This window comes from Anaerosporobacter mobilis DSM 15930 (genome assembly GCF_900142955.1).
GTDB classification, from domain to species: domain Bacteria; phylum Bacillota; class Clostridia; order Lachnospirales; family Lachnospiraceae; genus Anaerosporobacter; species Anaerosporobacter mobilis.
This window is the reverse complement of the sequence record NZ_FRCP01000008.1, coordinates 190,957-216,552: the sequence shown is the minus strand read 5'-3', so window position 1 is coordinate 216,552 and position 25,596 is coordinate 190,957. Positions and strand designations below refer to the sequence as shown.

The window sequence follows — 25,596 nt, the reverse complement described above, 5'->3', positions numbered from 1 at the left end:
GACCTATTGTAATAGTGCGAGAATAAGAATCGCTCAAGTTAATTTTTCAGCTTGAGCGATTTTTATGCTTAATAATAGATTTGTCTATTCCCGTGAATGGTATCATTGATAGAAGTATTCAGCCATTCGATTGCTTTTGATGAATCTCTTTCTTCAATACATTGATATAACGTGAGTGTATTTTCATAAAGTGTTTCGATGCCGTACAGACGGCAAAACCGTTCCCAAAGGGTAATAACAGGAATTCGAAAGCTTGAAAAGATTAAGGGCATCAGCGTATTTCCTGATAGGTAAGCAAGCTCATGTTGGAATGCAAAGGCTACTGTAGAAGCTTCCTCTGGGGTTTGCGCTATCAATAATGAATTAACTTTTTCTTTTAAGCTGTGAAGCTCATCATCAGTAATCTTTGGAATACATAAGTTAATTGCTAAGGAATCTAATCCAAGTCTAAGCTCTAATATAGAGCGAATCTCGTCATCTCTCAAAATTCCACCATTATAGTTCATAATAGAAATCAGAGTATCGATAGTCCCGTTTCTACGGTAATCAGCGACAAAGGTACCTACACGTGGTTTGATTGTAAGAAAACCTTTGCGGGCAAGTTCAGCAATCCCCGCATTAATAACTGCACGACTAACTTGCATTGTTTCGGCAAGTTCACGTTCCGCTGGGAGTTTTTCTCCTACTGGTAATTTCCCTGAAAGAATCATAGTTTCTAATTGCTGAATGAATAGTTCTTTTAACGAAGGTGCGCATAATTTTTCAAATTGCATAGAGGAATCTCCTTTTTAGTATGTATTTTAGTTGATCTGTTATGGAATAAAGTTTATCAAGTGTTGTTAAAAAAAGTAAAACCATCAGTATATATGTGGTATAACCACAGACCACAAAGATATTATAATGGAATATTGACCAAAATTCAACATTTTTATTGTGCGAATAGCTGAAAAAATAAAGTAATAATGATACAATGTTGACATATTGCATATAAAAGTGTTATGTTTTTAACAAAGAGAAGTGTGTTCATCTGGTATGACCAGATGAACAGGACACTATAGGGAGGGTTATTTGTATGTTTACTTTTAATTATGCAGAAGGTGCAAGTTTACTTAGTGTTTGGCTTGTATGGCTTGCGGTATTTGTTGTTTTATTCGGTCTTAATGAATTAACAAGAAGATCGACAATAGCTGGTTTTGCTTGTTTTGTTGTATTGCCAATTGTTTTATCAGCCTTATGGTTCACGGTGTTAAGTGATACCACGTACACAGATTGGTTCCATCTTGCGAAAGTGTACTCATCCACGGCAGGGTGTATTGGATTTTGGTGTATTCGTCATCTGCATGGTAAGAACAAAAAGACTGGTAAGGAGTGGGCATTAAGGACGAACAAGATTGCATTATGTTTTCCACCACTTATTCTTGCAATTAATATATTAGAAGCAGTAGCCCGTGATATAGAAGTTGGTTTAAACTATGCAGGCGGTGGAACGCTAGCTGATGAAGCTATGTATGTTCTCGGCGGACCATGGAATTTCATGAACGCGGCTGCGGGAATTCTTAATATTATTACGATTACAGGTTGGCTTGGAATTTGTATTCGTAAGAAAACAAAGAAAGATGGAAGTCAAGATATGTTATGGCCGGATATGCTATGGTTCTGGATTATCGCATATGACTTATGGAATTTTGCTTATACATATAACTGCTTACCAGGTCATGCTTGGTATTGCGGATTTGCATTATTATTAGCACCAACGGTTTGTGCCTTTACAATTGGAAAAGGTGCTTGGTTACAACATAGAGCACAAACATTAGCATTGTGGTGTATGTTTGCTCAAACGGTACCAGCCTTTATTGATAAAGGGAGATTTGCAGTAGCATCAACATATAACGAAACGCCACTTTTTGTGTGGAGTTTGCTATCATTATTAGCTAATGTTTCAGTTTTTGCTTACATGATTTACAAAACGGTTAAGACAAAGAGAAATCCTTACAAGGGTGAGTTGTACATAGATTTGAAGAAGTATCAAGAGGTTAAGGAACTAGCAGAGTAAGTAACTAATTATTTTAAAAGAGAGAGGTATTTATGGATAAATTTAAAGTGATTGAGATCAAACAAAGTGTTTTCGAAGACAATGATGCAGATGCAAATCGATTAAGAGAAGAGTTGAAACAGGAGAATACATATTTGCTTAACTTAATGTCGTCTCCGGGATCGGGAAAGACTACAACCCTTACTAAGACGATTAATGAGCTAAAAGATGAATTTAGAATTGGTGTTATGGAAGCGGATATTGATTCCGATGTGGATGCGCAGACAATTTCGTCAACAGGTGCCAAGGTTATTCAACTACATACAGGAGGAATGTGTCATTTAGATGCGGATATGACAAGACAAGGAATTAAAGAACTAGGAACAGAGAATGTTGATCTTGTTATCTTAGAAAATGTAGGTAACTTAGTCTGTCCAGCGGAATTTGACACAGGATCTACAAAGAACGCTATGATTCTAAGCGTACCAGAAGGTGATGACAAACCACTTAAATATCCTCTAATGTTTTCTATCTGTGACGTGTTACTAATTAATAAAATTGATGTTTTAGAATATTTTGATTTTAATATTGATCTATGTACACAAAGAGCGAAAAAGTTAAATCCTAATATTAAGGTAATACCGATTTCTGCACGGACCGGAGAAGGTATTTCAGAATGGACAGATTGGCTTAGAAATCAAGTAAAAGAAGGTGTTAAGTAGAAAGGGAGAGTGTGCTTATGGAGACTAAGAAGAAGGTATTAGAGTTTGCAAACAAAGTTAGTAATAAAAAAGTTGGTGCAAGAGGGGCAATTACTGTAGATGATGCAAGATATAGAATTCTAGAACCAGTTGTTACCGATGAGATGGCGGAAGTAGCACTTGTGATGGAGTTTAGAAAACCTCAGAATGCCGAGCAATTAGCTGCAAAGTGTAATAAATCTCTAGAGCGAACGAAAGAGCTTTGCTGGGAGTTAGCAATGGCTGGTGTTTGTTTTATTAATGAGAGGGACGGAGTAGATGTATATTGGTATGATACTTGGGTTCCTGGTATCATGGAGATGATGGTAAACAACAAGGAAAATGTTGTGAAATATCCTCAAATAGCAGAAGCTTTTGAAGCATATGGCCGTGAAAACGGACCAAGATCAATAGGTAGCTTTCCAGCTGGAACAGGACTAATGCGAGTTATTCCAATTGAGATGGCAATTGATGGAGAAACAAGAAAAGCATCATACGAAGAGATATCTAAATATTTGAACGATAGTCATATCTTCTCAGTATCGGATTGTTCTTGCCGTACCTCTCGTAAGATTATGGGAGAAGGTTGTGGTCACTTAGCAGAAGATATGTGTATTCAACTTGATCATGCAGCAGAATACTATATAAGAACTGGTAGGGGGCGTGAGATTACAAAAGAAGAAGCGTTTGAAATCATTCGTAAGGCAGAAGAGAATGGTCTTATGCACCAGATACCAAACTTAGATGGGGCAGGTAAGACGCATGCAATTTGTAATTGTTGCGGTTGTTCTTGTTTGGCACTTCGTACAGCAGAGATGTTTAAGAATGTTGATATGTCACGTTCAAACTATCAAGCTCAAGTAGATGCTGAGAAATGCGTAGCTTGTGGAGAATGTGTAGAACATTGTCCAACCAATGCCGCTCAGTTAGGTCAGAAGTTATGTACAATTAATCCTCTTCCGAAGAAAAAAGTAGAAACTCCAAGAGACACCGAATGGGGACCAGATAAATGGAACGCGGATTATCGTATTAATCGAAAGAATGTTGTGGACACCGGAACAAGTCCTTGTAAGTCAGAATGTCCAGCACATATTGCAATACAAGGGTACATAAAATTGGCGTCACAAGGAAGATATAAGGAAGCTCTTGAGCTTATCAAACATGAGAACCCATTCCCAGCGGTATGTGGTCGTATCTGTCCAAGAAAATGTGAATCGGCATGTACCCGTGCTGATATAGATGATGCTATTGCAATTGATGAAATTAAGAAGTTTATTGCGGATCAAGAATTAAAATCAGAAAACCGATTTATCCCAAAACAAAGACATGAATATGGAAAGAAGATTGCTATAGTAGGAGGCGGACCAGCTGGCCTCTCCTGCGCATTCTATTTAGCAATCGACGGCTATAAAGTAACGGTATTTGAAAAACAAGAGGTGCTTGGGGGCATGCTTACATTAGGAATTCCAAGTTTTCGTCTTGAAAAGGATGTTGTGAATGCGGAGATCGAAATCCTTAGAGAACTAGGAGTAACCTTCCAAACGGGAGTAGAAGTTGGTAAAGATATTACCATTAAAGAGTTGAGAGAACAAGGATACAAAGCGTTCTATTTGGCGATAGGAGCACAAGGAGGAAGACAACTTGGTATTGAAGGGGAAGATGCAAGCGGAGTAATTACGGGTGTTGATTTTGTGCGCAATGTAAACCTTGGCAAAGCGGAACCATTACATGGTAAGGTGGTTGTAATTGGTGGTGGTAACGTAGCAATCGATGTTGCTCGTAACGCAACCAGAGTAGGTGCAGAAGCAGTTAATTTGTATTGTCTTGAAAACCGCATGGAGATGCCTGCATTAGAAGAAGAGTGCCTAGAAGCAGAAGAAGAAGGAATTGTTCTTAATACTAGCATGGGACCAAAACGTATCCTTACTGAGAATGGTAAGGTGGTAGGTGTTGAATTCATGAAATGTAAATCTGTTTTTGATGATAACCATAGATTCAACCCAGTATTTGATGAGAAAGAAACCTTGATTGTTGATGCGGATTATGTATTAATATCAGTTGGTCAATCCATTGAATGGGGAGAACTTGTTGCTGATTCGAAGGTTATGTTAAATCAAAACAAAACTATTCAAGCCGATCCATTTACCTATCAAACAGCCGAACCAGATATCTTCGCGGGCGGGGATTCCTTTACAGGTCCTAGATTTGCAATTGACGCTATTGCAGCTGGAAAGCAAGCAGCTATCTCGATTCATCGGTTTGTACAACCAGGACAAAATCTAATCTATGGTAGGGACCGCCGTGCATACCAATCGCTTGATAAGAGTAATATTGATTTTGAAGGTTATGATCGTATGCCAAGACAAAAAGCAGAACATGATCATTCTAAGGGAAAAGATGTATTCGCTGATATTCGTGTTACATTTACAGAAGAGCAGATGAAGAAAGAATCGCAGCGATGCCTTGGCTGCGGAGCGACAGTGATTGATGAGTTCATGTGTGTAGGTTGTGGCCAATGTACGACAAAATGCAAGTTTGATGCGATCAAGTTAGTTCGTGTATACGACAAAGCAGGTGTTGGATATGAAGACTTAAAACCTGTTGTCGTTAAAACCGTAATTAAGAGAAAGGCTAAGATTGCAGTCAAAAAAGTAAAAAATGCGTTTTCTAAAGCTGAGTAAAAGAAAGCGGGTATGAAAAATGCATGAATTAGGGGTATTGTTAGAAGTTGTTAAACAGGTAGAGACCATAGCGTTAGAGAATGAAGTCAATCAGATAGAGACGCTAGTACTTCAAGTTGGGGAACTGTGTTCGATGGTGCCGAAGTATCTAACAAAGCTGTATCCTGCCGCAGTAGAAGGAACCGTCTTAGCTGATTCAAAATTAGAGATTGAAATCATCCCTGGAAACGGGAGATGCAAACAGTGTGGGCAAGTATATAACCTGATCGACAATAAAGGAGCTTGTCCAGAGTGTAAGGTGATGGATTTTGAGATGTTAAGTGGGAAAGAGTTCTTTATCAAAGAAATCGTCGCATGTGAATAATTCGGTAATATAGACAAATGAACAGAGCCAAAAGTGCAGTTAATATAATGCACTTTTGGCTCTTTCTATTGCAGTTTGTGTATGAAGTTGATTTATTGGTGAATAGTATTAAGTGGAAATTATTAAATAGACTAGAACGATTGTTTTAGTATTTCCTGATTGAGGAAACAGAACAGACATTCGGAAATATGTTGATTTTAGGAAATGCATATGATATAATTGGCATCAAAGTAAGGAAACGGTCATTAGTCAATTGTGAAACTAATTGTAGTGCATACAAACGTACCAGTGTGTTTTATGTCTGTCGTTACTATTTGTTGGATTGTGTGAACGTCACATACAATGCCTTGTTTGTATGTGTAAGCCACACAATCTTAAGCAAATTGTAGTAGACAGCCTTAAAACACAGGTATGTTGTATGCACGGAGAATAGTTTCACAATTGACTAGGAAGCGGTTATGTCTATATATTGCCACAGAAGAAAGGGAAAGCCATGGATCATTTTAATTTAGTATCGGAGTTTGCTCCTACGGGAGATCAGCCAGAGGCGATACAGGATTTGGTGAAAGGTTTTGAAGAGGGCAACCAGTTTCAAACCTTGCTTGGAGTTACAGGATCTGGTAAGACATTTACCATGGCAAATGTAATACAAGCATTGAATAAGCCAACTCTTATAATTGCCCATAATAAAACACTAGCGGCGCAATTATATGGAGAATTCAAGGAGTTCTTTCCGGAGAACGCAGTTGAGTATTTTGTTAGTTATTATGATTATTATCAACCGGAAGCCTATGTTCCATCAACAGATACTTTTATAGAGAAAGATTCTGCCATTAATGATGAGATAGATAAATTACGACATTCTGCCACAGCAGCGTTAACAGAGAGAAAAGATGTAATCATTGTTGCCAGTGTATCTTGTATCTATGGTTTAGGTGCACCGGTTGACTATCAGAATATGACCTTGTCATTGAGACCTGGAATGGTTAGAGATCGTGATGACATTTTAAGAAAATTAGTAGATATCCAATATACAAGGAACGATATGGACTTTAAGCGTGGTAGCTTTCGTGTTCGTGGAGATGTCGTGGAGATTTTCTCAGTTTCTGCTACAGATACAGCCGTACGTGTTGAATTCTTCGGCGATGAGATTGAGCGAATCACAGAAATCGATGTATTAACTGGCGAAGTGAAATGTGAGCTAGAGCATGTGGTTATGTTCCCAGCCTCTCATTATGTTGTTCCACCAGATAAGTTGAATGAAGCAATTAAGAAGATTGAGGACGAATTAGAAGAGAGAGTTTTATACTTTAAGAGAGAAGGAAAACTCCTTGAAGCACAAAGAATATCCGAGCGAACGAATTTTGACATCGAGATGCTTCGGGAAACGGGATTTTGCTCTGGCATTGAGAATTATTCGGGACCGATGTCTGGACAAGCACCAGGAAGTACACCATATACATTAATGGATTACTTTCCAGATGACTTCTTGATTATCGTAGATGAATCGCATATAACGATACCTCAGGTAAGGGGTATGTACTCGGGTGATAGAGCTCGTAAAGAAACGCTTGTTAATTTTGGATTTCGTTTACCATCTGCGCTTGATAACCGCCCACTTAACTTTGGAGAGTTTGAAAGTAAGATTAATCAGATGATGTTTGTATCGGCAACTCCGAATGTTTATGAGAGAGAGCATGAATTGCTGCGTACAGAGCAAATTATCCGACCTACGGGATTACTTGATCCAGTTATTGAGGTTAAACCAGTGGAAGGTCAGATTGATGATTTGATTGGAGAGGTCAACAAAGAGGTTGCTAAGAAGAATAAGATTCTTGTTACAACATTGACTAAGCGTATGGCAGAAGATTTGACGGACTATATGCGTGAAGTTGGTATACGAGTGAAATATCTTCACTCCGATATCGATACACTAGAACGTTCTGAGATTATTCGTGATATGCGACTTGATGTATTCGATGTTTTAGTAGGAATTAATTTATTACGTGAAGGTCTTGATATTCCGGAGATCACACTTGTAGCAATCTTAGATGCGGATAAGGAAGGATTCCTTCGTTCTGAGACATCATTAATCCAAACGGTTGGTCGTGCAGCACGTAATTCAGAAGGTAGAGTAATCATGTATGCAGATAAGATTACAGACTCCATGTCGAAGGCAATATCAGAGACGAACCGTCGTCGAGAGATTCAACAAAGATATAATGAAGAGCATGGTATTACTCCGACAACCATTAATAAGAAGGTACGTGAGTTGATTAGTATCTCGAAGAAGGTTAGTAAACAAATGTATGACATGGAAAAAGATTATGAATCTATGTCTAAGAAAGAGTTACAAGCAGTAATTAAGAAGATTACCAAAGAAATGCATACGGCAGCTGCAGAGCTTAACTTTGAGATGGCAGCACAATTGAGAGATAAGTTACTTGAATTAAAGAAACATTTAAACGAGATAGAGTAGCTATCTAGCTACAAATTAGATAACGAAGTGTTTGTTCTGAGAGAACAATCTACAGTTATATTATAGAGGGAGCATGTGTTTGACATGATAAAAGAAGAGAAAGACCATAAAAAGTATATTAAGATACGAGGAGCAAAGGAACATAATCTAAAAGATATCAGTTTAAATATACCTAGAGATGAGTTTGTTGTATTAACAGGATTAAGTGGTTCAGGGAAGTCCTCGCTTGCTTTTGATACCATTTATGCAGAAGGGCAGAGAAGATATATGGAATCTTTGTCATCTTATGCTAGACAATTCCTTGGACAGATGGAGAAGCCCAATGTGGAGAGCATAGAGGGTTTGCCACCTGCAATATCAATTGATCAAAAATCAACAAATCGAAATCCTCGTTCTACCGTAGGTACAGTAACAGAGATTTACGATTACTTCCGTCTTCTATATGCAAGAATCGGTATACCACATTGTCCTAAGTGTGGTAAGGAGATTAAGAAACAAACAGTCGACCAAATGGTAGATGAGATTATGAAGTTGCCAGAGCGTACGAAGATTCAGCTACTTGCGCCTGTAGTACGTGGGCGCAAAGGAGAACACGTTAAGTTGTTTGAGCAAGCAAAGAAAAGCGGCTATGTACGTGTGATGGTTGATGGTTCTTTGTATGAACTTAATGAAGAAATTAAGTTAGATAAGAACAAGAAACACAACATTGAGATTATTGTAGACCGTCTTGTAGTGAAGGAAGGTATAGAAAAACGTTTATCCGATTCCATTGAAAGTGTATTAAAGTTGGCGGATGGTCTGCTGATTGTAGATGTTATTGATGGAGAATCATTGAATTTTAGCCAGAACTTTGCTTGTTCTGATTGTGGTATCAGTATTGATGAGATTGAACCAAGAAACTTCTCGTTCAACAATCCTTTTGGAGCGTGTCCAGAGTGTTACGGTATTGGAATTAAGATGGAGTTCGATGAAGAATTGATGATACCGAATAAGAAACTCAGTATAGTAGATGGTGCTATTGTTGTTATGGGATGGCAATCAGCAACGGATCCAAGTTCGTATACACATGCAATCTTGAAGGCATTGGCAAAAGAATATAAGTTCAGCTTGGACACACCATATGAAGAATTATCAGAAGAAGTTCGTAATATAGTAATCTATGGAACGGGTGGAAAATCTGTTAAGGTTCACTATAAGGGACAACGTGGAGAAGGTGTTTATGATGTTGCATTCGAAGGTTTAATTAAGAATGTGGAGCGCAGATATCGTGAGACAGGTTCTGAGTCTAGTAAGCAAGAATATGAGGGCTTCATGAGAACAACACCTTGTAAATGTTGCGGTGGAAAACGTCTTAAGAAGGAATCCCTTGCAGTTACTGTAGGTGATAAGAATATATCAGATCTTACAGAATACTCGATTAGAGATTTATTTGACTTTATGAATAATCTGGAGTTGACTTCAATGCAAGTAAAGATTGGGCAATTAATTCTAAAAGAAATACGTGCACGTCTCGGTTTCTTAATTGATGTAGGTCTAGATTACTTATCATTAGCTAGAGCAACTGGAACTTTATCAGGTGGTGAGGCACAGCGTATCCGTCTTGCTACACAGATTGGTTCGGGCTTAGTAGGTGTTGCGTATATCTTAGATGAACCAAGTATTGGACTTCATCAAAGAGATAATGACAAATTGCTACGTACACTATGTAACTTAAAGGATTTGGGCAATACATTGATTGTAGTTGAACATGATGAAGATACCATGTTTGCAGCGGATCATATAGTGGATATCGGCCCTGGTGCGGGAGAACATGGTGGTAGAGTGGTTGCGGAAGGAACTGCTGAGGAAATCATGGCGAATCCGGATTCTGTTACAGGTGCTTATCTAAGTGGTAGGATTCAGATTCCTGTACCTAAGGAGAGAAGAAAGCCAACGGATTACCTTAAGATAAAAGGTGCTAAAGAGAATAATCTGAAGAACGTCACAGTAGATATTCCACTAGGTATCATGACTTGTGTAACGGGTGTTTCTGGTTCGGGTAAGAGTTCGTTAGTTAATGAAATCTTATACAAACGTCTTGCTAGGGATCTTAACCGTGCGAGATGCATACCAGGTAAACATACGGATATTGTCGGTATAGATAAGCTTGACAAAGTTATTGATATTGATCAATCTCCGATTGGACGAACTCCACGATCCAATCCAGCAACATATACAGGTGTATTTGATCAAATTCGTGATTTGTTTGCTACAACACCAGATGCGAAAGCAAAAGGATATAAGAAAGGTAGATTTAGTTTTAATGTGAAAGGTGGCCGCTGCGAAGCTTGTAGTGGTGATGGTATCTTGAAGATTGAGATGAACTTCTTGCCAGATGTCTATGTACCATGCGAAGTTTGTGGCGGAAAACGTTATAATAGAGAAACGCTTGAAGTTAAGTATAAGGGTAAGAGTATCTTTGATGTACTTGATATGACAGTAGAAGAAGCATTAAAATTCTTCGAGAATATGCCAACCATTAAGAGAAAGATAGAATCCCTTAATGATGTAGGTTTATCCTACGTAAAATTAGGGCAGCCATCTACTACCTTATCAGGTGGGGAGGCACAAAGAATTAAGCTTGCTACAGAATTAAGTAAGAGAAGTACAGGAAAGACCATCTATATCTTAGATGAGCCTACAACAGGACTACATTTTGCCGATGTCCATAAGTTGATTGATATCTTAAGAAGATTGTCTGATGGTGGTAACACCGTTGTTGTTATTGAGCATAATCTTGATGTAATTAAAACTGCCGATTATATTATTGATATTGGACCGGAAGGTGGAGATAAAGGCGGAACTGTAGTGGCTACAGGTACCCCAGAAGAGCTTGCAAATTGCAAGGATTCGTATACAGGTGCATATATCAAGAAACAACTAGAACGTTTCCAGTAGAATAAGTAAAGTATGACAATGTAATGAAGAACACCATAGGAAGTTTGAATTTACCCTTTCCAAGTAGAGAGTACAAGGGGAATATTGATTGCTTCTTGTGGTGTTTCTTTTATTACTCACTAGTTAATCATTATTATATATGTTATAATGAGTGTGTCAAACTACTTAATTAATAATGTGATTAGTTAAGATTAGTCTTAAGTAGGGGAATTGGATACAGAATGTAAATCTTAGACTATTAAATTAAGATATTATAAGAGGTGAGCATGGGATGAAAAAAATTATACCAGTAATGGTACTAATTATGCTATTATGTGTAGCGTGTAAGCGCGATAATAGATTAGTGAATGATTCTGATAACAAGGGAGAACAAACTTTGTCGGAAGCAGAAAATCCTGATAAGCTACAGGAAGCTGATAAAGAAGTGCATCTAGAACTGGAACCAGATGAATGGTACTATGTTGGAGAAGGGGACTTGGATTACGGCTATGGTAAAGTAGTGTTTTTTGATTCTTCTATGAAAGTAATGAAATATTTTGATAACGCTGTACTTCCTAATAATGGTATGGGTGTTATTGATATAACTAAGCCGGTTGTTCTTGGTCAGTTAGATGAAGAAAAAAGAAATGGTACTACAATTATTGAACCAAATCAATATACCTATGGTGTTTATGATCTGAAGAATGATACGTGGATCATACCAATGGATTACAATTCGTTGGTTAAATATACGAACGGATGTTATGGAGCAGTTTTAGTGGATACTGAGTTTAATACAAGTAGTATGACCATATATAGTGAACAGGGGAACGTATTAGCAGAGGGAATTGATGTAACGAATAGTTATGTTAGTTCTGTTGGTGAGAATCTTTGGAATGTCTCTTATGATGGAACACAACCAATAGAGATCTATGATGGGAATGGAAAACGTATTAATACAATAAGTAATAGTTATGGAATGATTCATGGTGCATATTTTGTAGCATCTAATACAGAAGAAGGGGATATCATCTATAATGAAGATGGAGAACCAGCTATCACCAAAGAAATCGTAGTCGCTAATGGCAAATTAAAAGATGTTGATGATCAGCATTTCTTTGTAGTAAATTATAATGACTATAGTCAGATGATTGAGGCGCAGATTGGTAAGTATCAATTGATTTTAAATAAAGATGGTAAAATAATTAGTCAAATTAATCAAGAAGAATTTCCGGATAAATTAGTATCTGTTGTGTACTGGTTGTATTGCGTGACAGAGAATACTGTTATAGATGAGCCAAACAACAATGATACAGGTACCCAATCACCTATAGGTGACGAGGATAGAGAAGAGGAAGCTGGGGATGATGATACAGTAAATGGCGATTATGGTATCGTAACGGATAAAGAGGACACCATATATAATGTGACAAGAAAAAACAATGTCGCATCCTACTATGACGAAGAGGGAAATCATCTGGTAACATCAAAGGGGGAAGAATTCCAAGGACATTTACAACCATATGGCGTGGATTTTACTCCGCATGATTTGTTTTATCAAAAATCAAATGGTTTTGAAGTATTTGATTATGAGGGCAAAGAGACGTATCAGTTTAGTATAGGAGAGTTTGGAATCGTTGAATTACAATCTCCATTACGCAATTTTTATCTAATTACGAATGAATTAGATGAGGGAACTGTAATCTATGTGTACTATAAGAACACGTTGTTAGCAGAGGGATCAAATCTGGTAGTTCAAGTTCTTGATGGTAATCTTGTAATTACAGATTATTCGGAAGACTATGCGCTAGATGAAATTTCGCATATCTATAATGCGAATGGTGTTAAGGTGTATGATTCGCCATGTTATGAGATGATTGAGCAGATTGGAAGTAAGTATATTCTAACACAAAGAGAAGGGGTTAGAACGATTGTAGATTACACTGGTAATGTAGTATATGCATTTGATCAAAAGATACAAGTAGAAGAGGTGGAATAAAGATTGGTAGACGGATGTTAAATAAATATCAATTTAAGGTTCCTTTTTCTGAACAAATGCGTTATAATAAAACCGATATATAAATAAAATTGTTTAACAATAACGTAACGATTCAGTTACCTGGTTTATAAATCTAGTTGCACACAAAATGTGTTAAAACATTCAAATTGGGCTAGTTAACTTGATGTGGTTGAGTGGTTACACTAATTATCATAAGAAAGATATGGAGGATAAAAATATGTTAGTATCAGCAAAAGACATGCTTACTAAAGCAAAAGCAGGAAAATATGCAGTAGGTCAATTCAATATCAACAACTTAGAATGGACAAAAGCAATTCTATTAACAGCTCAAGAAAACAACTCACCAGTAATCCTTGGTGTTTCTGAAGGTGCTGGAAAATATATGGGTGGATATCATGCAGTAGTTGGTATGGTTAATGGTTTAATGCAAGATCTTAATATCACTGTACCAGTAGCATTACACTTAGATCATGGTAGTTTTGAAGGTGCAGAAAAATGCATCGAAGCTGGTTTCTCTTCAATTATGTTTGATGGTTCACACTATCCAATCGATGAGAACATTGATAAAACTACTAAATTAGTTAAAATCTGTAATGAAAAAGGTTTATCATTAGAAGCAGAAGTTGGTTCTATTGGTGGAGAAGAAGATGGTGTTGTAGGAGCTGGTGAATGTGCAGATCCTAACGAATGTAAACAAATCGCTGACCTTGGTGTTACTATGTTAGCAGCAGGTATCGGTAATATTCATGGTAAATACCCAGAAAACTGGGCTGGTCTTAGCTTTGAAACATTAGAAGCAGTTAGTGAAAAAACTGGAGATATGCCATTAGTTTTACATGGTGGTACTGGAATTCCTGAAGATATGATTAAAAAAGCTATCTCATTAGGTGTTGCTAAGATTAATGTTAATACAGAATGCCAATTATCATTCGCTGAAGCAACTCGTAAATACATTGAAGCTGGTAAAGATCTTGAAGGAAAAGGCTTTGATCCACGTAAATTACTTGGACCAGGTTTTGAAGCAATCAAAGCAACTGTTAAAGAAAAAATGGAACTTTTCGGATCAGTTAACCAAGCTTAATAAGAAATTATTTATACAGAACGTGTAATTTTTAATAGGTAAAAAGAGCTGCCACTATAGTCAAATTGACTAAGTGGCAGCTCTTTTAGTTTTGTTATAGTAGGTTGTTTTATTTGAAGTTTATCTCTGTTGGTTAATTTAGTTTATGTCCACAGTTTGAACAGAAGTTACCCTCACCTGTCTTTTGCCCACAGTTTGGACAGAAGTTCGGCTTTTCTGAGGAAGAACTAGAAGTGGCGGCGCCTGATGAAGTTTGTGTAGGTGTAGCTTGGTTCGTATTGCTTGCTTGATTTATATTCTGCATCATCTGATTGGCCATATTCATACCCATCATCATACCAGCCATATCGGAAGCAACTCCACCACCGCCAACAGCGCCAGAAGAGATTCCGTCAACCATGGAAGCTTGTTGATAGGTGTTCATGTTACCGATCATGCTGTGTGAAGCATTCTTTTCAATCATCTTTTGAACACTTTCAGGATAGTTAAAGCTCATTATCTGGAAGCTTGTAATTGTCATACCACTATCAAATAACTGCATATCTAAGTCATCTTTAATTCCTTTAGCAATATCAAAGGACATTGACTGAAGGTTGAACATATCCTTGCCTTCTTTAACGATCCATTTCATTAATAACTGATCCAATATGGAGGTAATACGAAGTTTTACATCTTCTACGAAATAAGAACTTTTAACACCTGCAATCTTGTCGATTAACTTAATATAATCATTAATCTTAAAACTGAATGTACCATTAGAGCGAATAGGCATTCCGCCTGGCAATTGAGGTGTAGGTATGTTAATCGGATTCCCAGTACCCCAACGTACAAGGAATTCTTTGGTGTTAATGAATAAAACCTCGGCACGAATTCCGCTGTTGAAGCCGAATTTGAATCCCTTTAGAGTTGAAAGGAAAGGAATGATTTGAGATTCGATATCGTAATCTCCTTCATCGGTGAAGATACCTTCTATCTTACCGTTGTATAAGAAGATAGCATCTTGGCCTGGGCGAATGATAAGGCGGCTACCTTTTTTTATTTCTTGATTAGACCATTTATAGAAAATCATATCTTCGCGGAATTCATTCCATTCCACCACATTAGAAAATTGATTTGAGAAAAGTCCCATAATTTGTTCTCCTTTTAAATATTATCGTTTAGAAACTTCTTTCGTTACCACTTGAGAAGGAACTTCCACCACCTGTAGTTCCGCTGCTACCACCACTACTGTTATTATTATCTGCTTTTTTTGTGCGAGTAGTCGTGGTCCGTATATAATGATCAAAACAACCAGTAAGTTTAGAGTTCCCATGGTCTAAGTAAGTTGCTGAATTAGTTGTTACTCTACCACCGGAATTGAATACCATGATTCCAACAGCAGTAGCTCCGATAATTACAGCGATTAAGAGTTGAAACCATAGCTTAAAGAAGATGTTATCTGGATTTGTACCAGGTTCTGCACCAAGATACAGGTTAGCCTTTTTGATGAAAGTTTTAATTGCGTCATCATAATCACTTCCCTTTAGCTTTGGAGTGACAACGTCGAGTATTTTATTACTACGTCCTGAGTCCATTCTTATTGCTGCATCTTCATAGGCAAAAATATTTGTTTTGTGATTATCTATATCGATAAGGAAAAGTACACAGTTATCATTATATCCATCATTGCCATGTATATAAGTATCATAATACATACTAGCATAGTCAGTAGTAGACAGGTTATTCGTATCATTGGTTGTTACTACCACAATGGAAGTATTATGCTTCTTGCTATATTTATTAGCCAGATCATTCAAATCTTGCTGGTCATCAGTGGATAATAGATTGGCATCATCAATGACGTAAGGAATATCTTTGTTGTTAGTAGCAGCTTGCGTTGTTGGTGCAATAATAATACTTGATAATAAACATAACATAAAAAGTATTAAGGGAAGGATATGTTGTTTACTGGTTTTCATAATAATCCACCTCCCATTAATAATGCAATGATTTTAATAATAATAAAACTGGCCACGGTGATACCACCAAACCAAGAAGCGATTTTACCTTTACTTAGAGGAGGGCGACCGACTATTTTACCTGTTTCTCCATTCATGGCAAAAACATGTTCCGAATCTTGATAATCATAGCACACTAACCATACTGGTAAAAGTGCGTAGAAGGCGTTCTTTGGTTTTATGTGAATTCTTCTATTAAACACATTTACACTACTATAGCCGGCTATGCTAGAACGTAGGTAGGTTTCCACATAGTCGGCAACACGATTTTGAACACGAGGGAACAAATCTTCATCAGTATAGTTATATTTTTCCGCTGTATATCCTGCAAGATAAGGCAAGTTAAATGGTTTCAAGTTACGATAATCAAAGGGTTCCAATTTATCCATTAGACCATCGTTCATTTTTTCTGAGGCATCTACAGGTATCTTAAGGTAAGTTAGGTCTGCGCTTCGATATACATTATAATGCTGTGTTTCGGTTACGATATAATCTCCTTGTTCATACGTTCTGACGCGAGTACATGCGGCATTCAGTTCTCCGTTACTATGTAAATCATATAACCAGAAAGGAACGTATAATCCTGTCATGCTTTTGATTCTATCAGCGGTCATGAAACCTTTTGGAGTAAGTCTGCCGTTTTTACACCATTTTTTAAAGGCTTCTTGAGCTTGTGTCTTACTAATTTGAAACGGAATTATATAGTAGGGAGAAGATTCCCCTGATAATCGATCGGCAAGAACGACAGGAGCACCGCAGAAGTTACAACTAGTCGCTGTTGTATCTGGTTCTGTAATTAATACAGCACCACAGTTATTACATACATACTGATTTACTTTAGACTCGTAAGAAGTATTATGGGTTGAATTAGTATATTCCTCAGAAGAGGTGGTGTTACCTTCTTCGTTGCGTTTCATGGTATCAATATCGCTAGTATACCCGCAACTTTCACATAGAAGTTTCCCTGTATTGCTGTCGAACTTCATATCCGCACCACAGCAAGGGCATTTGTATTGAACGACCATAGTGATTTCTCCTAATATTTACTAAGCTTGAAATAAGGTGTTGTAAAGGAACGATCAGGATTGCAAAATGCAGTCTATATGTTACTATACAACACCTTTATATTGAGCTTTCTATTATTTACCTAAGCTTGCTTTTAATGCTGCTAATTCATCGTCTACTTCTGATGCAGAATTAGCATATTTGGCAGTTAAATCAGCGATGTCATCTTTAGCACCGCGATTTAATTCAGCCATAGCATTGGCAGAATCAAGCATCTTGTTTGCTTTAGCTTCCATTCTATCGAATGCTGATATGGAATCGTTGGCACTTGAAACACTAGAACCAATTTTGTTGATGCGATCTTGAGTTTTAGCAACAGCCATTTTACCCTTGATCATATCTTTACGAGATTCTAATTCGTTTATATCATTTACAAGTTTATCGTGCATCTCTCTCATTTGAGTAGCATTAGCGCTTGCTATATTGTAAGATTCTTGAAGACCGGTTTGTTTGTTTGCTAGAGAAGATTTCTTTTCTAAGAATTTACGAGCGTCATCTTCATTACCAGCTTCAAGGGCCTTTACTGCGAAATTTTGCATTTTATTAATTTCACTAGTGCATTCATCTAATTCGCGTTTGGAACGTTGCTCTTCAGCCATGATGGAAGCTGTTTCAGCTTTCACTTTACCTAAATCACTGTTCAAATTACGTAAGCACTGGTCAATCATCTTTTCAGGATCTTCTGCTTTATCAAGGAGTGCGTTAATATTACTTGCCATAATATCTTTAAATCTTGTTAATATACCCATTTGTGGTACCTCCCTCAATTATGTATTTATAGTTTCCCTATAAATAGTTAGTAACTGTTCAGAAGTTTTGTATATAAGTTTTCCGAATGTCGTTACATTATTTTTACAATTATAGTGTAGTATCTTTTGGCTTCAACGTCAAGTTAAAAAGGGATTAGAAAGCTTAGCAGAGTCTTAAAAAATAAGAAAAAAAGCATAAAATGTGTATATTCTGCTATAGTGATTATACTTATACTAGTATACATCTTGTCTAAGTAGGGAAAAACGTGTATAATCGCTAATAGAAAATATTTATTGCAAGTATTTAAGACTGCGAATACGTAGCTAAGAATAATGCACTTTTATTAATTATAGAAGAAAGAGAGTAAAATACAATGTGGTTAGCAGATGGCTGGAAAGATTACGAAGTAATTGATACTTCAAAAGGAGAAAAATTAGAACGTTGGGGGAAATACTTATTAGTACGACCGGATCCACAGGTTCTTTGGGATACCCCTAGAAAGCATAAAGGTTGGAAGAATATGAATGGCCATTACCATAGAAGTAGTAAAGGTGGTGGCGAATGGGAGTTCTTTGATTTGCCGAAGCAATGGACAATCAATTATAAGAGCTTAACTTTTAATCTGCAGCCATTTAGTTTTAAGCATACAGGAGTATTCCCAGAACAAGCAGCAAATTGGGATTGGTTCTCTAACAAAATTAGAAATGCTGGACGTCCAATTAAGGTATTAAACTTGTTTGCGTATACAGGTGGAGCGACTTTATCAGCGGCAGCTGCTGGGGCAAGCGTTACACATGTTGATGCATCAAAAGGTATGGTTACATGGGCGAAGGAAAATGCAAAGTCTTCTGGACTTTCAGAAGCACCAATCCGTTATATCGTAGATGATTGTGTGAAATTTGTTGAACGTGAGATTCGTCGTGGAAACACATATGATGCAATTATTATGGATCCACCTTCCTATGGAAGAGGACCTAAGGGAGAGATTTGGAAGATTGAAGAAGCTATTTATCCTTTTGTACAACTATGCACAAAAGTTCTATCGGATAATCCTTTATTCTTTTTGATTAATTCATACACAACTGGACTTCAACCAGCGGTACTGGCTTATATGATGGGGACGGAATTGGTGCCACGTTATGGTGGGGTTGTAAACGCTGATGAGATAGGTTTGCCAGTTACATCGAATGGTTTAACACTGCCATGTGGTGCTTCAGGAAGATGGGAATCGAAGTAAGTATATTTTTTTGCTGTGATTCAAACATGATTGAAACTAGGTGAGAGTGGTTTTTACACAATATAACGATATAGGGGATGCTAATTAGGGACAACAAGGTGATTAACACTTTGTTGTTTCTTTTTCTTTAATCCTGTAATAGAACATAAATTTGTGGGGAGAATACTAATTAGAGCATGTATATGGTGGAGTACTAAGAATGTAGTTCGTGAGGTGAACAAAGTAAGAGCTATAATAATCTGTGTATGATAATTAAGAAAGGAATTGATAAGTAATAAGAATAAGATGTGTGAGGACATATTCCATTACTAGTTATTAATAGCAAGTTATATATAATAGGAAGAAACTCATCAAAAAGGTAAAGCGTATGAAAAAAATTATACCTCAATGCAGGTGATGTAAATAGTGATAATGGTGATATTGACAAATTCATTGTAATAATCTAGTTGTTTGGCAAAATGTAAAAAAAACAAAAGAGTATAAATAAAATATTGTATATTTTTTTGGAAAAATAATAAAAAAAAGTGCTTGCAATTCTTGTAAACCTACTGTATAATAACTATTGTTGTGACATTGATAGCGTAGAAGCGCGAGGTTGCTGTGTAAGACACAGGTTTTCCGTGGAGCGAATGTCAAGTTATAAAACTGGCGACAAGTCACTGTACAAATCAATAGCTCTGCAAATTGCAGAAGAGAGAGTGTGTGTAATTAGACAGGTTCTAATTACAGAGTAAGAAACCGCTCGTTTTACGAGATGAGTTATCTGCGATACACACGGATACGTGTACAGTCACCGCTTGTCGTACTGATATTAAGTGCGAAAAGGAGGCGACTTTTTTTATGGCAAGTCAAGTAATGAGAATTACACTTAAGGCGTATGATCATCAATTAATCGATCAATCAGCTGGGAAAATTATTGAAACTGTAAAGAAAACAGGATCTAAGGTGAGTGGGCCTGTGCCACTACCAACTAAGAAAGAGATAGTAACAATTCTTAGAGCTGTTCATAAGTACAAAGATTCCAGAGAACAATTTGAGCAAAGAACTCATAAGAGATTAATCGATATCATCACTCCAAGTCAAAAAACAGTTGATGCATTATCTAGATTAGAAATGCCAGCTGGTGTGTATATCGACATCAAAATGAAAACTAAATAGTTTTCGAAAGAAGTAAGTATTAAAAGCAAGTAATCCTTTAGGGTTTATATATAGAGACCAAGTGTCAGGGGTTCCTGACCCAAGCACTCAAAAGTAAGCCATCTAGGATGATTACACGAAATTTGTGTAATCCGCTGTAGATTAAACAGGAGGTGCATTCGTAATGAAGAAAGCAATATTAGCTACTAAAGTCGGAATGACTCAAATCTTCAATGAAGATGGAGTATTAACTCCAGTAACTGTATTACAAGCTGGTCCTTGTGTAGTAACTCAAGTGAAAACAGTTGAAAATGATGGATACAGTGCAGTACAAGTTGGTTATGGCGACATCAGAGAAAAATTAGTCAACAAACCAAGAAAAGGACACTTTGCAAAAGCTGGTGTTACAAACAAGAGATTCTTAAAAGAATTCAGATTTGACAATGCAGAAGAATATACTGTTGGACAAGAAATCAATGCAGATATCTTCGCAGCAGGAGACAAAATCGACGCAACTGCTAAGTCAAAAGGTAAAGGATTCCAAGGTGCTATTAAGAGACATGGTTTATCTAGAGGACCTATGGCACATGGTTCTAAATACCATAGACATGCTGGTTCGAATGGTGCTGCTTCAGATCCAAGTAAAGTATTCAAAGGCAAAAAAATGCCAGGACACATGGGTGCTGTTAAAGTAACAATTCAAAACCTAGAAGTTGTTAAAATAGATGTAGAAAATAACCTTATCTTAGTTAAAGGTGCTGTACCAGGACCTAAGAAATCTGTGGTTATGTTAAAGAATTCAGTAAAAGCAAACTAATTGCTTTAAGGAAGGAGGAACACACTAATGGCAAACGTATCTGTTTACAATATCGAAGGTAAAGAAGTTGGTTCAATCGAACTTAACGAAGCTGTCTTCGGAGTTGAAATAAATGAACATTTAGTTCACATGGCAGTTGTTCAACAACTTGCAAATAAACGTCAAGGAACTCAAAGCGCTAAAACTCGTGCAGAAGTTCGTGGCGGTGGAAGAAAACCTTGGAAACAAAAAGGAACTGGTCATGCAAGACAAGGTTCTACAAGATCTCCACAATGGACTGGTGGTGGAGTTGTATTCGCTCCAAAACCACGTAACTATTCATTCAAGATGAATAAACAAGAAAAATTAGCAGCAATTCAATCTGCTTTAACATCAAGAGTAAATGCTTCTAAATTAGTAGTACTTGATGAACTTAATTTCCCAGAAGTTAAAACAAAACAAATGAAAGCTGTACTTGACAACTTAAAAGTAAGCAAAGCATTAGTTGTTTTAGGAGAAAAGAATGACAATGTAGTATTATCAGCTAGAAATCTTCCAACTGTAAGAACTGCATTAACAAATACAATCAATGTATATGACATCTTAAAGTATGATACTTTAGTATTAACTAAAGATGCAGTAGCAAAAATTGAGGAGGTGTACGCATAATGGCAAATTTAAAATATTATGATGTTATACTTAAACCAATCGTTACTGAAAAAAGCATGAATGCAATGAGCGAAAAAAAGTATACATTTTCTGTTCATACAGATGCGACTAAAGGTCAAATCAAAGAAGCAGTTGAAAAAATGTTCGAAGGAACAAAAGTTGCTAAAGTAAACACTATGAATCTTGATGGTAAAAATCGTAGACGTGGTGCTGTAGTTGGTAAAACTGCTAAAACTAAAAAAGCTATCGTTCAATTAACAGCTGATAGTGCTGATATTGAAATCTTCGAAGGATTATAAGAGTAATCTTATATAACGCTTCGGCGGTAGACCGGAAATAGATTAACAATATGGCTTTTTATAGCCGATAAGAATAAAACAGACGAACAAGAGTCGTTAACACGCAGTGAAAGGAGTGCAAAACATGGGAATTAAAAAGTTTAACCCATATACACCTTCCAGAAGACATATGACTAGCTCAGATTTCGCTGAAATCACTAAATCTACTCCTGAGAAATCATTAGTAGTATCTTTAAATAAAAACGCTGGTCGTAACAATCAAGGAAAGATTACAGTAAGACACCAAGGCGGTGGATCAAGAAGAAAATATAGAATCATCGACTTTAAGAGAAAGAAAGATGGTATCCCAGCAACTGTTGTTAGTATCGAATACGATCCAAACAGAACTGCTAATATCGCACTTATCTGCTATGCAGATGGTGAAAAAGCTTATATCCTTGCTCCTAACGGATTACAAGTTGGAACTAAGCTTATGAACGGAGCTGAAGCTGAAGTTAAAGTTGGTAACTGCTTACCACTTCAAAACATTCCAGTAGGTACTCAAGTTCATAACATTGAATTATATCCAGGTAGAGGTGGCCAATTAGTTCGTTCAGCTGGTAACTCAGCTCAATTAATGGCTAAAGAAGGAAAATACGCTACACTTAGATTGCCATCAGGCGAAATGAGAATGGTACCAATCATTGCTAGAGCTACAATCGGTCAAGTTGGTAATATCGATCACGAACTTATCAACATTGGTAAAGCTGGTCGTAAACGTCACATGGGTATCAGACCTACAGTTCGTGGTTCTGTAATGAACCCTAATGACCATCCACATGGTGGTGGTGAAGGTAAGACTGGTATCGGTCGTTCAGGCCCTGTTACACCTTGGGGTAAACCAGCTCTTGGCTTAAAGACAAGAAAGAAAAACAAGAAATCTAACAAGATGATCGTAAGAAGAAGAGACGGTAAGAATATAAAGTAGTTATAAGGAGGTAGAACCTATGGGTCGTTCACTTAAAAAAGGACCATTTGCTGATGCAAGCTTACTTAATAAAGTAGACTCTATGAATGCAGCAGGTGACAAATCAGTAATCAAAACTTGGTCACGTCGTTCTACAATCTTCCCACAATTCGTTGGACACACTATTGCTGTTCATGATGGAAGAAGACATGTGCCTGTATATGTAACTGAAGATATGGTTGGCCACAAACTTGGTGAGTTCGTAGCTACAAGAACATATCGCGGACACGGAAAAGACGAAAAGAAATCAAGAAGATAATTAAAAATAAATAATCGTCAGTGGACGAAATACTGACAGAATTGTTTCACTTTGAAAGGAGGTTTCATCCATGGCAAAAGGACATAGATCCCAGATTAAAAGAGAAAGAAATGCGAACAAAGATACTAGACCATCTGCAAAATTATCATACGCAAGAGTGTCAGTTCAAAAAGCTTGTTTCGTATTAGATGCCATCAGAGGTAAGGATGTACAAACAGCACTTGGTATTTTAGCATACAATCCAAGATATGCTTCAAGTTTAGTAGAAAAATTATTGAAATCAGCAATCGCTAATGCTGAAAACAATAACGGTATGAATGTTGAAAACCTTTATGTTGAAGAATGTTTCGCAAATAAAGGACCAACTATGAAGAGAATCAAACCAAGAGCACAGGGTAGAGCTTACAGAATCGAAAAGAGAATGAGCCATATCACTGTAATTCTTAATGAAAGATAGTTTCGTGCAAAAACGAACTTATTGAATGAAAGGAGATTACAATGGGACAAAAAGTTAATCCTCATGGTTTAAGAGTCGGCGTTATCAGCGATTGGGATTCTAGATGGTATGCAGAGTCAGATTTCGCAGACAATCTTGTTGAAGACTATAAAATCAGAAAATATCTTAAAAAGAAATTATATTCAGCTGGTGTTTCAAAGATCGAAATCGAAAGAGCATCAGATAGATTAAAAATTATCATTTTCACTGCTAAACCAGGTGTAGTTATCGGTAAAGGTGGATCTGAAATTGAAAAATTAAAAGTGGAAGTTCAAAAATTCACTTCTAAAAAATTAATGGTAGACATCAAAGAGGTTAAAAAACCTGATATGGATGCTCAGTTAGTAGCAGAAAGCATTGCTGCTCAACTTGAAAATCGTATTTCTTTCAGAAGAGCTATGAAATCTACTATGGCTAGAACTATGAGAACTGGTGCTAAAGGTATCAAAACTGCAGTTTCTGGTCGTTTAGGTGGAGCTGATATGGCTCGTACTGAATTCTATAGTGACGGTACTATCCCTCTACAAACATTACGTGCGGACATTGATTATGGATTTGCAGAGGCAGATACAACTTTTGGTAAACTAGGCGTTAAAGTTTGGATTTACCATGGTGAAGTACTTCCAACTAAGGCAACTAAGGAAGGGAGCGATAAATAATGTTAATGCCAAAAAGAGTAAAGCGTAGAAAACAATTCCGTGGTTCTATGGCAGGTAAAGCCATGAGAGGTAACACTATTTCTCACGGTGAATACGGTATTGTAGCTTTGGAACCAGCTTGGATTAAGTCAAACCAAATCGAAGCAGCCCGTATTGCTATGACTCGTTATATCAAACGTGGTGGTAAAGTTTGGATTAAGATTTTCCCAGATAAACCAGTAACAACTAAACCAGCTGAAACTCGTATGGGTTCCGGTAAAGGAACACTAGAATACTGGGTAGCTGTAGTTAAGCCAGGTCGTGTAATGTTCGAAATCTCTGGAGTAGCTGAAGAAGTAGCTAGAGAAGCATTACGTCTTGCAACACACAAGTTACCAGTTAAGTGCAAGGTAGTTTCTCGCGCAGACTTAGAAGGAGGTGCGGGCAGTGAAAACTAAGAATTATGTTCAAGATTTAAATACAAAGTCAGTAGCTGAATTATCAGAAGAATTAGTAGCTGCTAAAAAGGAACTTTTTAATTTAAGATTCCAAAACGCAACAAATCAATTAGATAATACAAGCAGAATTAAAGAAGTTAGAAAGAACATCGCTAGAATTCAAACTGTACTTTCAAAGCAAGTTAAAGCTGCTGAATAATCCTAGAAAGGAGGAATTGTTGTGGAAAGAAAACTTAGAAAGACTCGTGTAGGTAAAGTAGTAAGTGATAAAATGGATAAGACAATCACTGTTGCTGTAGTGGATCACGTTAAACACCCATTATACAACAAAATCATGAAGAGAACTTATAAATTAAAAGCTCATGATGAAAATAATGATTGTAATATTGGAGATAGAGTTAAAGTAATGGAAACAAGACCTTTATCTAAGGATAAGAGATGGAGACTTGTAGAAATTATTGAAAGAGCAAAATAAT

Annotated in this window: 25 protein-coding genes; 20 read left to right on the top strand and 5 right to left on the bottom strand. The window is 36.9% G+C overall.

The annotated features are described in order from the left end of the window. Window positions 1-68: 68 nt before the first annotated feature. Complete coding sequence (locus tag BUB90_RS07625; protein ID WP_073285533.1) at window positions 69-773, bottom strand: FadR/GntR family transcriptional regulator; 705 nt, start codon at window positions 771-773, stop codon at window positions 69-71. Between the two features lie 299 nt (window positions 774-1,072). Between BUB90_RS07625 and BUB90_RS07620 the strand changes: the two genes are divergently transcribed. The 8 genes from BUB90_RS07620 to fba all read left to right on the top strand — a co-directional run bounded on the left by BUB90_RS07620 (window position 1,073) and on the right by fba (window position 14,313). Continuing rightward, complete coding sequence (locus BUB90_RS07620) at window positions 1,073-2,053, top strand: DUF5692 family protein (protein ID WP_073285529.1); 981 nt, start codon at window positions 1,073-1,075, stop codon at window positions 2,051-2,053. A 32-nt stretch (window positions 2,054-2,085) separates the two neighbouring features. Beyond that, window positions 2,086-2,754, top strand: a complete 669-nt coding sequence (hypB, locus tag BUB90_RS07615) for a hydrogenase nickel incorporation protein HypB (protein WP_073285526.1) — start codon at window positions 2,086-2,088, stop codon at window positions 2,752-2,754. Window positions 2,755-2,771: 17 nt separating this feature from the next. Then, on the top strand, window positions 2,772-5,453 hold the full coding sequence (locus BUB90_RS07610; protein WP_073285520.1) for an FAD-dependent oxidoreductase: 2,682 nt from the start codon (window positions 2,772-2,774) through the stop codon (window positions 5,451-5,453). Window positions 5,454-5,472: 19 nt separating this feature from the next. After that, on the top strand, window positions 5,473-5,817 hold the full coding sequence (locus BUB90_RS07605; RefSeq protein WP_073285518.1) for a hydrogenase maturation nickel metallochaperone HypA/HybF: 345 nt from the start codon (window positions 5,473-5,475) through the stop codon (window positions 5,815-5,817). A gap of 493 nt (window positions 5,818-6,310) precedes the next feature. Continuing rightward, window positions 6,311-8,296, top strand: coding sequence for an excinuclease ABC subunit UvrB (gene uvrB / locus BUB90_RS07600; protein ID WP_073285858.1), 1,986 nt, complete (start codon window positions 6,311-6,313; stop codon window positions 8,294-8,296). An 84-nt stretch (window positions 8,297-8,380) separates the two neighbouring features. Continuing rightward, complete coding sequence (uvrA, locus tag BUB90_RS07595) at window positions 8,381-11,233, top strand: excinuclease ABC subunit UvrA (RefSeq protein ID WP_170865459.1); 2,853 nt, start codon at window positions 8,381-8,383, stop codon at window positions 11,231-11,233. A 271-nt stretch (window positions 11,234-11,504) separates the two neighbouring features. Continuing rightward, a complete protein-coding gene (locus tag BUB90_RS07590) occupies window positions 11,505-13,211 on the top strand; it encodes an NHL repeat-containing protein (RefSeq protein WP_073285515.1) in 1,707 nt (568 codons plus the stop codon). Window positions 13,212-13,449: 238 nt separating this feature from the next. Further along, window positions 13,450-14,313 (top strand): class II fructose-1,6-bisphosphate aldolase, encoded by an 864-nt coding sequence (gene fba, locus BUB90_RS07585; protein ID WP_073285514.1) that lies wholly within the window; start codon window positions 13,450-13,452, stop codon window positions 14,311-14,313. A gap of 133 nt (window positions 14,314-14,446) precedes the next feature. Here the strand turns inward: fba and BUB90_RS07580 are convergent, their stop codons facing one another. The 4 genes from BUB90_RS07580 to BUB90_RS07565 form a co-directional block, all read right to left on the bottom strand. After that, window positions 14,447-15,442: an SPFH domain-containing protein gene (locus tag BUB90_RS07580; RefSeq protein WP_073285513.1), complete on the bottom strand. Its 996-nt coding sequence runs from the start codon at window positions 15,440-15,442 to the stop codon at window positions 14,447-14,449. A gap of 28 nt (window positions 15,443-15,470) precedes the next feature. Beyond that, window positions 15,471-16,271 carry a TPM domain-containing protein gene (locus tag BUB90_RS07575; RefSeq protein ID WP_073285501.1) on the bottom strand — a complete coding sequence of 267 codons (801 nt, stop codon included), beginning with the start codon at window positions 16,269-16,271 and terminating at the stop codon, window positions 15,471-15,473. After that, on the bottom strand, window positions 16,268-17,335 hold the full coding sequence (locus tag BUB90_RS07570; RefSeq protein WP_073285499.1) for a TFIIB-type zinc ribbon-containing protein: 1,068 nt from the start codon (window positions 17,333-17,335) through the stop codon (window positions 16,268-16,270). Before BUB90_RS07570 ends, BUB90_RS07575 begins: the two co-directional genes overlap by 4 nt. Before the next feature lie 114 nt (window positions 17,336-17,449). Continuing rightward, entirely contained in the window at window positions 17,450-18,124 is a 675-nt protein-coding gene (locus BUB90_RS07565; RefSeq protein WP_073285498.1) for a PspA/IM30 family protein, read from the bottom strand. A gap of 374 nt (window positions 18,125-18,498) precedes the next feature. Between BUB90_RS07565 and BUB90_RS07560 the strand changes: the two genes are divergently transcribed. The 12 genes from BUB90_RS07560 to rpsQ all read left to right on the top strand — a co-directional run bounded on the left by BUB90_RS07560 (window position 18,499) and on the right by rpsQ (window position 25,595). Next, window positions 18,499-19,362: a class I SAM-dependent methyltransferase gene (locus BUB90_RS07560; RefSeq protein ID WP_073285497.1), complete on the top strand. Its 864-nt coding sequence runs from the start codon at window positions 18,499-18,501 to the stop codon at window positions 19,360-19,362. 840 nt (window positions 19,363-20,202) lie between these two features. Continuing rightward, window positions 20,203-20,520, top strand: a complete 318-nt coding sequence (rpsJ, locus tag BUB90_RS07555) for a 30S ribosomal protein S10 (protein WP_073285496.1) — start codon at window positions 20,203-20,205, stop codon at window positions 20,518-20,520. A 163-nt stretch (window positions 20,521-20,683) separates the two neighbouring features. Then, the gene (gene rplC / locus BUB90_RS07550) at window positions 20,684-21,316 is read left to right on the top strand and encodes a 50S ribosomal protein L3 (RefSeq protein ID WP_073285494.1); all 633 of its coding nucleotides are present in this window, start codon (window positions 20,684-20,686) and stop codon (window positions 21,314-21,316) included. Between the two features lie 27 nt (window positions 21,317-21,343). Continuing rightward, window positions 21,344-21,964, top strand: coding sequence for a 50S ribosomal protein L4 (gene rplD, locus BUB90_RS07545; RefSeq protein WP_073285491.1), 621 nt, complete (start codon window positions 21,344-21,346; stop codon window positions 21,962-21,964). Next, complete coding sequence (gene rplW, locus BUB90_RS07540) at window positions 21,964-22,263, top strand: 50S ribosomal protein L23 (protein WP_073285488.1); 300 nt, start codon at window positions 21,964-21,966, stop codon at window positions 22,261-22,263. The genes rplD and rplW overlap by 1 nt, the downstream gene beginning before the upstream one ends. 124 nt (window positions 22,264-22,387) lie before the next feature. Then, complete coding sequence (gene rplB / locus BUB90_RS07535) at window positions 22,388-23,230, top strand: 50S ribosomal protein L2 (protein WP_073285485.1); 843 nt, start codon at window positions 22,388-22,390, stop codon at window positions 23,228-23,230. A gap of 19 nt (window positions 23,231-23,249) precedes the next feature. Further along, complete coding sequence (gene rpsS, locus BUB90_RS07530) at window positions 23,250-23,528, top strand: 30S ribosomal protein S19 (protein ID WP_073285482.1); 279 nt, start codon at window positions 23,250-23,252, stop codon at window positions 23,526-23,528. A 70-nt stretch (window positions 23,529-23,598) separates the two neighbouring features. Then, window positions 23,599-23,985 carry a 50S ribosomal protein L22 gene (rplV, locus tag BUB90_RS07525; protein ID WP_073285479.1) on the top strand — a complete coding sequence of 129 codons (387 nt, stop codon included), beginning with the start codon at window positions 23,599-23,601 and terminating at the stop codon, window positions 23,983-23,985. Window positions 23,986-24,026: 41 nt separating this feature from the next. Continuing rightward, on the top strand, window positions 24,027-24,683 hold the full coding sequence (rpsC, locus tag BUB90_RS07520; protein ID WP_073285476.1) for a 30S ribosomal protein S3: 657 nt from the start codon (window positions 24,027-24,029) through the stop codon (window positions 24,681-24,683). Then, the gene (gene rplP, locus BUB90_RS07515; RefSeq protein WP_073285473.1) at window positions 24,683-25,120 is read left to right on the top strand and encodes a 50S ribosomal protein L16; all 438 of its coding nucleotides are present in this window, start codon (window positions 24,683-24,685) and stop codon (window positions 25,118-25,120) included. Before rpsC ends, rplP begins: the two co-directional genes overlap by 1 nt. Beyond that, a complete protein-coding gene (rpmC, locus tag BUB90_RS07510; RefSeq protein WP_073285469.1) occupies window positions 25,110-25,319 on the top strand; it encodes a 50S ribosomal protein L29 in 210 nt (69 codons plus the stop codon). The genes rplP and rpmC overlap by 11 nt, the downstream gene beginning before the upstream one ends. Window positions 25,320-25,340: 21 nt before the next feature. Beyond that, complete coding sequence (rpsQ, locus tag BUB90_RS07505) at window positions 25,341-25,595, top strand: 30S ribosomal protein S17 (RefSeq protein ID WP_073285464.1); 255 nt, start codon at window positions 25,341-25,343, stop codon at window positions 25,593-25,595. Window position 25,596: the final 1 nt, after the last annotated feature.